Raw genomic sequence first — 6443 nt, forward strand, 5'->3', positions numbered from 1 at the left:
GGGCGGGGTCGTGCGGGTGCGGCGGCGCATGGCTCTCCCGTCGGCGGCGGTGTCGGCGTCGGATACGAGATGTGAGGGGTGGTGCGGCCCGGACGCGCGCCGTACCACCCCGGGGCCCGGGGCCGGCCGGTCCTGTCTGTCTGTCTGCCTGCCTGCCGGCCCTGCCGGGTCAGGCGATCGAGAAGGTGACGACCGTCCGGTAGGTGTCGGCGAACACGAACGGCGGGAGCTGGATCATCCCGGCGCCGCCGACGGCGAACTCACCGCCGGTCAGCTCGTCCCCGCCGGCCGCCTGAGAGGCCACCTTCATCGGCGTGTCGGTGATCGCGCCCGGTGCGCCCGCGGTGCACGTGCTCGGGCTGTCCGGGTTCGTCACGGTGCAGGACGGCTGGATGCCGAGCTGCGCCTTCGCCATCGAATGGCCGGTCGTCTGGTTCAGGAACGGCGTACGGGTCGCCGTCACGTCCCAGCCGAGCGTGCCGCCACGGAAGTCCTGGACGGTGGCGGCGTTGAAGACGCCGACCACCGACTGCGACTTGCCGTTGATGGTGACGGAGGGGAAGGAGACGGCCGGCTGCCCGTCCTTGGGGCCGAGCGCGAGCGCCCCGGGCAGGACCTCGATGTCGATCGGGTTCTTCACTCCCGCCTGCTCCTCCAGGAACACGAAGGACTTGTACGGCGCGACCGAGCCGTCGATCCGGAGGGAGTCGGCCTTCTTGGTGACGGTGACGGTGCAGGTCGCCGCGCCGGACGCGTCTGCCGCACCGGTGCCGGTGTCACCGGTCGCCGCGCCCTCCAGCAGCGCGGAGCAGGTGACCGGGCCGGCCGGGAAGTTGGCGCCGTTCACGACGACCGCGGTGCCGGCCTTGCCGCTGTTCGGCGTCAGCCTGGTGGTGACCGGGTCCTTGGGCAGGGCCTCGACGGCGACCGAGCCGAGGACGGCGCTCGGCCGGGGAGCCGGGGTGCAGGTCGTGGTGAAGACCGAGCCGCTCAGGTCCGCGTCCGTGACGGCCAGGTCGAGCCTGACGTCGACCGAGGCGCCCTCGGTGCCGTCGGGGATCCGGATGGTGCCGGAGAACGGCTTCGGGTCGAGCGGGGTGCCGGCCACGACACTGACGGTCTCGGGCGGACTGGTGACCACCTGCGCGGTCGCCCCGACCTTCAGCGTGATCTTGGTCGTGTTCACCGTCGTCACGGAGAAGCCCGGGATCAGCGGGCTCGCACCGGGGTCGATGGTGATCGGCACGACCTCGCCGGCCTTGGCGGTGTCGGGCAGGGTGACCGTGTAGTTCTGGGTGCCCGAGCCGTCCGGCTGCGGCGCCGGGGCGTCGCAGTTCTCGAAAACGGGGGTGGTCGTGGTCGCCGCCTGCGCCGTGCCGGTCAGACCCGCCACGCCGCCCGTCAGCGCCAGGGACAGAGCGCCCACCCCGGCCAGCACTCTTCGTCGGAACGTTGTACTCACTGGGTCGCGACTCCTTCGTCAGACGAACCCCTCCCCCCACCCGCTGTGGGGAGGAGGCCGAGCCGGTGCGGTGGCCGACATTGACGCGTCGCGGTCATCAGAAGTCAATGACTTGCTTTCGCCCGAAACAGACAGAAATTGATGTCTCATCAGGTTCGGTGCCGTGCTGCCGTGCTGCCGTGCTGGCCTGTTGCCGTGTTTCGGTGCTGCAGTGTCGTCCGCGTCGGCTCACCCGGCCGCCGGGACCTGGAGCAGCCGGTCGGAGGTGCCGACCGGGGCCCCCGTGATCCGGCCGCGCACCGCCCCTCGCAGCAGCGCGTCGGACACCGCGGCCGGGGTCCTCACCGTGCCGCCCGCGAGCCCTTCCGCCAGGAGCAGCGCGGCGACGCCGGCCACGAGCGGGGCGGCCATGGAGGTACCGGAGACGCGGGCGAGCGCGGTGGTGGAGCCCTTCCAGGCGGAGACCACGGACACGCCGGGCGCGGACAGGTCCACGCAGGAGCCGTAGGCGGAGAACGAGGCCCAGCGGTCGGCGGAGTCCGTCGCCCCCACGGTCAGGGCGGCCGGTGCACCCGAGGGGGAGCCGGCGCAGGCGTTCGCGGCGGAGTTCCCGGCGGCCGCGGTGAAGGTGATCCCGGCGGACACCGCCCGGGCGACGGCCGCATCGAGGGCGTAGCTGCGGGTTCCGCCCATGCTCATGTTGGCGACGGCGGGGGTCGCCGGGGCCTTCGCGGCGTCCTTCAGCACCCACTCCAGACCGCCGAGCATGGACGAAAGGGTCGCCGATCCGCGGCAGTCGGCGACCTTCACCGCGACCAGGGACACCTCCTTCGCCACCCCGTACACCGACCCGCCCAGCGTTCCCGCGACATGCGTGCCATGGCCGTTGCAGTCGGCCGGGCCCTCCAGGAAGACCCCGTTGTAGCCGGTGCGGGCCCGGCCCCCGAACTCCTCGTGGAGCGTGTTGATCCCGCTGTCCACGACGTACGCGGTGACGCCCCGGCCCGTGCCCCGGTACGTGTACGAGCGGTCCATCGGCAGGTCCGGCTGGTCGAGCCGGTCCAGCGGCCAGGGCGCCGGGCTCTGCGTCCCGCTGATCCGGAACTCGGCGTCCGGCTCCACCGAGGCCACCCGCGGGTCGGCCGCCAGGGCGGCGGCCCGCGCGGCGGTGGTGCGCACCGAGAAACCGCTGAGCGCGGTGTCGTACACGGCCCCGACCTCGTCGCCGGCGTCCGCGGCCTCGGCGGCCAGGGCCCGGGCGGCGGGGGCGCGGGGGGTGCTGTCCCTGAGGACCACGACGTAGGCGGCGGTGGCGTCTCCCGGGCGGGCGGAGGCGGCCGCGGGGTGCGGGGGCAGGACGGTGGACGCCGCCAGCAGGGCGGCGGCCGGGAGCAGGGCGGTGAATGCGGTCATGCGCCGATGCTCGGCCAGGCGGGGTGTCGGCGCGCGGAGGGTGCGCTGACTGGCGGCACGACACGCCGCCGGGAGGAGTCAGCCCGACAGCGGCCAGCCGCGCATGGCGAAGACGCCCTCGTCGCGGCCCCCGGCGGCGGAGTAGGTGGCCAGGGCGGCCTCGTTGCCGCTGTCGACGCCCACCCACATGCCGTAGCAGCCGCGCGCCTTGGCCTCGTCGGCGAGCGCCTCGGTCAGGGCCCGGCCGATGCCGCGCCGGCGATAGCCCTCGTCGACGGACAGCTCGTACAGGCACATCTCGGTGCCCTTGTCAGGATGGCTCATCTCGACCCCGGTGACCATGCCGGCGGGCACGTCGTCGACGTACGCGATCAGCATCAGGTGTTCCGGCGAGGAGAGGAAGCGCTCGGACCAGTCCAGGCGGACGGGGCCGTCGAAGAGGCCCTCCGCGGCCTGGAGTTCGGCGACGGTACGCGCGGGGCGGATGTCCATGGCGGTCACGATAACGGCCGCCGTGGGGAACGGGGCCGTTGACGCCGCCGCGGCGTGGCGGGCACCTGCCGAGCCCGCACGCGACGACTGGCCGCGGCGGCGTCGGCCCCCTTTGCCCGTACAGGCCGGGCGTGGCTCCCGCCCGTACAGGCCGGGCGTGGCTCCCGCCCGTACAGGCCGGGCGTGGCTCCCGCTCCACGGCCGGGCGCGGTCCCCGCGGGTTCAGGGGCCTGTCAGGCGGGCGTGCGGGCGGCGACGGCTGCCGCGTACCCGTCCGGGGCGGGAAGGTCCGCCAGGTGCCAGCCCGCGACTTCCGCCGGGTCGGGGCCGCTGCCCACGTACGGCTCGGCCACCCCGGGGGCCAGCCCGGTACCCGTACCTTTGAGGCAGGCCTCCTTGCGGGCCCACAGGCGGGCCAGGAGCATCCGCCGGTCCGCCTCGGGCGCGGCGGTCAGCTCCGCGGTCTCCGCCGGGTGCAGGGCGCCCAGGATGTCGGCCACCGCCCCGGCGCTCGGGTACCGCTCGACGTCGACGCCGACGGGTACCGCCGCGAAGGCCAGGTAGGCCAGGTCGTCGCTGTGCGAGAGCGAGAAGTGCAGGCCGCCGCCGGCTACCGCCGGCCGCCCGTGCGGGGCGCCGCAGCACGGGCACTCCTCCCGGACCAGGGTCACCTTGTCCGGGGCCAGCCCCAGGTAGCCGCCGAGCAGCAGCCGCAGCCCCACGTGCGAGGCGAGGTACCGGCGGCGGTCGCCGGGCCGCGCGAACCGGGCGCTGCGGTCCCGTTCCCCCGCGTCCAGGAGGTCAAGCGACTCCTCGACCCGGTGCCCGCCGACCACCCCGAGGGTGGTGTCGAGGGACCATACCGCCACGGCCGTTCCCGCAGGCGGCTCGCCGGTACGCGGCACGTCCTCGCCGAGCCGGTTCATGTGGGTACTCACCCGGTGAGGGTAGACGAGGCCCGCCCCGCCCCGGTTAGGGTCGTCCCTTCCGCCGATCCAGGGAGCGCAGGGTGCGAAGTGCCGCCGTCACACCGGAAGATGACCGGATCCGCTGGGTCGAGCTGCCCGGCGCGGAGCCCGCCCGGGTGTACGTGCACGGGCTCGGGGCGACCTCGCCCGCCTACTTCACGGCGAGCGCCGTCCACCCGCTGCTGGCCGGCCGGCGGTCCCTGCTGGTCGACCTGCTCGGGCACGGGCACAGCGACCGCCCCGAGCACTTCCCGTACACCCTCGAAGCACACGCCGACGCCCTCGCCGCCGCCCTCGACGCGGCCGGGGTCGCCGACGCCGAGCTGATCGCGCACAGCATGGGCGGGGCCGTCGCCATCGTGCTGGCCCACCGGCACCCCCGGATGGTCTCCCGGCTGGTGCTCGTCGACGCCAATCTGGACCCCGTGCCGGTCGTGCCCCGGACCAACGGCAGCAGCGGCATCGCCTCCTACACCGAGGAGGAGTTCCTGGCCGGTGGCTGGGCCGAGGTACGCGACCGGGCGGGGGCCCACTGATGGTCGACGATGCGGCTGGCCGGCCGCACCGCCCTGCACCGCTCCGCCGTCCACCTCGCGGCCGGCACGACCCCGACCATGCGGGAACTCCTGCTGCAGCTGAAGGTCCCGCGTACCTACCTGCTGCCCGAGGCCGACGGCCCCCTCGCCGGGACCGAAGCCCTGGAGGCCGCCGGCATCGCCGTGGTCCCCGTCCCGGACTGCGGGCACAACATCATGCTCGACAACCCGGAAGGCTTCGCCCGCGCCACCGCCGACGCCCTGACGCGCTAGCGGGCCGCCGCGCCGACGGCGGCCGGGGCGGGCGCCTTCGCCCCGGGCGAAAGGGTCCCGTCGGTCCACGCGTAGACGCGCTTGCCTCGCACCGCCACCTGGTACTGGTGCACGTCCCGGCACTCCGGCCGCTCCTCGGCCCGGGTGCCGCGCGGCCACCACCGGGCGTCCAGCACCCGCCCGTGCAGCCGCTTCGGCACGCCGGTGGTGCACTGGGGCCCGTTCAGCGGGGTCGCCCCCAGCGTGAAGCGGATCAGGCGGGCCTCGCCGGTGCGGCGCGCGCGTATGCGTATGTCCGTGGCGTCCTTGGGCACCCACGACGGCAGCGCCGCAGCCGACCCGGACGCCGGGGCGGCATGCGCGCGCCCGGCGGGCGCGGGCGCGGGTGCGGGCACGTTGCGGGTGCGGGCGTCGGCAGCGGTCGCGTACCGCCTGCTCTTCTCCTGGAACACCTGGTCGTTGATCGACTCGGTCACGGGGTTGGGCGGGAGGTGCGGCAGCGCGAAGGCGGCCGTGGCGAGGACTCCCGCGGTGGCGGCGGCGATGGCGAGGGGACGGCGCTTCATATGACCCAGTGTCGGCAGGATGCCCGAGGCGCGCGTCCCTCCGCAGGACGAACCTCGGCTCTGTCTGAGGTCTGATGTCGGGTCGTACCTGAGGACTGGTCCGGCTACCGCACCGGGACCGCCCGACACCCGTGGCGGCGCGCCCCGTTATAGGCCTCGTGGGGACCGGTGATATGGCCCGCTCCGACCCTGGATCCCGTCGCCGCTGCGGGGAGTTGCCCGAGGCGGTTTCCCCCGACTCCCGTCCTGGAGGAATCCATGCGCCGCCGTCTCGCTCCCGTCCTCGCCTCCACGGCCGCGGCCACGGCCGGCGTCCTCGTCTTCGCGGCACCCGCGTCCGCCGCGCCGGCCGACAAGCCGCAGGTGCTGAGCAGTTGGACCCAGACCAGCGCCACCAGCCACAACGCCTGGGCCGCGGCGCGCGCGAACCAGGGCCGCTGGGCCGCGTACGGTTTCGACTGGTCGACGGACCACTGCTCCTCCTCGCCCGACAACCCCTTCGGCTTCCCCTTCCGGACGGCCTGCGCCCGCCACGACTTCGGCTACCGCAACTACAAGGCGGCAGGTGCCTTCCCGGCCAACAAGTCCCGCATCGACGAGGCCTTCCACGCGGACCTGAAGCGGGTGTGCGCGGCGTACTCGGGCGCCAAGAAGACCTCCTGCGACGGCACCGCCTGGACCTACTACCAGGCCGTCAAGGCCTTCGGCGTCTCTCCCCGGGACGTCCCCGCCG

Annotated in this window: 6 protein-coding genes and 1 pseudogene; 2 read left to right on the forward strand and 5 right to left on the reverse strand. The window is 74.5% G+C overall.

The features are described 5' to 3' along the window. Positions 1-169 precede the first annotated feature (169 nt). The 4 genes from HYE82_RS32815 to HYE82_RS32830 form a co-directional block, all read right to left on the reverse strand. Complete coding sequence (locus tag HYE82_RS32815; RefSeq protein ID WP_179177860.1) at positions 170-1462, reverse strand: hypothetical protein; 1293 nt, start codon at positions 1460-1462, stop codon at positions 170-172. A 228-nt stretch (positions 1463-1690) separates the two neighbouring features. Beyond that, positions 1691-2875 (reverse strand): S8 family peptidase, encoded by a 1185-nt coding sequence (locus HYE82_RS32820; protein WP_218783326.1) that lies wholly within the window; start codon positions 2873-2875, stop codon positions 1691-1693. Positions 2876-2953: 78 nt separating this feature from the next. Further along, entirely contained in the window at positions 2954-3367 is a 414-nt protein-coding gene (locus HYE82_RS32825) for a GNAT family N-acetyltransferase (protein ID WP_179177861.1), read from the reverse strand. A 233-nt stretch (positions 3368-3600) separates the two neighbouring features. Continuing rightward, positions 3601-4305 carry a 4'-phosphopantetheinyl transferase superfamily protein gene (locus tag HYE82_RS32830; protein WP_309144527.1) on the reverse strand — a complete coding sequence of 235 codons (705 nt, stop codon included), beginning with the start codon at positions 4303-4305 and terminating at the stop codon, positions 3601-3603. 71 nt (positions 4306-4376) lie between these two features. Here HYE82_RS32830 and HYE82_RS32835 point away from each other — a divergent pair. Further along, a pseudogene (locus HYE82_RS32835) lies at positions 4377-5144 on the forward strand (alpha/beta fold hydrolase). On the opposite strand, the gene HYE82_RS32840 reads toward HYE82_RS32835, so the two are convergent. Next, positions 5141-5710, reverse strand: a complete 570-nt coding sequence (locus HYE82_RS32840) for a hypothetical protein (protein ID WP_179177862.1) — start codon at positions 5708-5710, stop codon at positions 5141-5143. The pseudogene HYE82_RS32835 and the gene HYE82_RS32840 sit on opposite strands and share 4 nt — an antisense overlap. A gap of 258 nt (positions 5711-5968) precedes the next feature. Between HYE82_RS32840 and HYE82_RS32845 the strand changes: the two genes are divergently transcribed. Then, positions 5969-6443, forward strand: a 475-nt coding sequence (locus tag HYE82_RS32845; RefSeq protein WP_179177863.1) for a phospholipase, incomplete at its 3' end; no start/stop codon positions are given.

This window comes from Streptomyces sp. BR123 (assembly GCF_013401435.1).
Lineage (GTDB): Bacteria > Actinomycetota > Actinomycetes > Streptomycetales > Streptomycetaceae > Streptomyces.

What these genes read in the sequence shown, in the direction of transcription:
- HYE82_RS32820 (WP_218783326.1), bottom strand. Translation starts at nt 2,875, where the DNA reads ATGACCGCATTCACCGCCCTGCTCCCGGCCGCCGCCCTGCTGGCGGCG.
- HYE82_RS32825 (WP_179177861.1), bottom strand. Translation starts at nt 3,367, where the DNA reads ATGGACATCCGCCCCGCGCGTACCGTCGCCGAACTCCAGGCCGCGGAG.
- HYE82_RS32840 (WP_179177862.1), bottom strand. Translation starts at nt 5,710, where the DNA reads ATGAAGCGCCGTCCCCTCGCCATCGCCGCCGCCACCGCGGGAGTCCTC.